The sequence below is a fragment of the Alcanivorax sp. HI0044 genome (assembly GCF_001634945.1).
The window spans coordinates 1-929 of record NZ_LWEZ01000477.1; the positions used below are offsets into that span (position 1 = coordinate 1).

General features: G+C 57.9%; 1 protein-coding gene. It reads right to left on the reverse strand.

From position 1 onward, the window contains the following. Positions 1–184 precede the first annotated feature (184 nt). Positions 185–929 (reverse strand): citrate/2-methylcitrate synthase (locus A3730_RS05785; protein ID WP_304439468.1); only part of this gene is annotated, 745 nt, incomplete at its 5' end.

Genomic DNA, 929 nt, shown 5'->3' on the forward strand with positions numbered 1-929 from the left:
CTTGCATGCACGGCGCAACCACGCAAATGCAGGGTGGTAATAGGCTCCAATCAGCGGGGCGAAACCGGTGTTGCCCGGTAGGCGAGCAGCGAGTTTTAAGGCGCCACGAGTTTAACTCGCGGTGGTTTTGCAGATACAAAAAAACCGCCCGAAGGCGGTTTTTTGTCAGGCGATAACGAGGCGCTTATTTGCGCTCGTTGACCGGCACGAAGGAGCGCTCGGCTTCGCCGGTGTACAGCTGGCGCGGACGGCCAATCTTGTACGGGTTGGAGATCATTTCGTTCCAGTGCGCAATCCAGCCCACGGTGCGTGACAGGGCAAAGATTACGGTGAACATGGAGGTAGGGATCCCGATGGCTTTCAGGATGATGCCGGAGTAGAAATCCACGTTCGGGAACAACTTCTTCTCTTTGAAGTAGGGGTCGTTCAGTGCGATTTCTTCCAGCTTCATGGCCAGTTCCAGCTGCGGATCGTTCACACCCAGTTCGGCCAGAACGTCGTGGCAGGACTCGCGCATCACGGTGGCACGTGGATCGTAGTTCTTGTAAACGCGGTGACCGAAGCCCATCAGCTTGAACGGGTCGTTCTTGTCCTTGGCCTTGGCGATGTAGGTGTCGATGTTATCTAGGGAGCCGATTTCATCGAGCATGTTCAGCACGGCTTCGTTGGCGCCACCGTGTGCCGGGCCCCACAGGGCTGAGATGCCAGCAGCAATACAGGCGAACGGGTTGGCACCGGAAGAGCCTGCCAGACGCACGGTAGAGGTGGAGGCGTTCTGCTCGTGATCCGCGTGCAGGATGAAGATGCGATCCATGGCCTTGGCCAGGGTCGGGCTGATCTTGGACTCTTCGCAGGGGTTGCCGAACATCATGTGCAGGAAGTTTTCTGCGTAACCCAGGTCGTTGCGCGGGTACATGAACGGCTGGCCC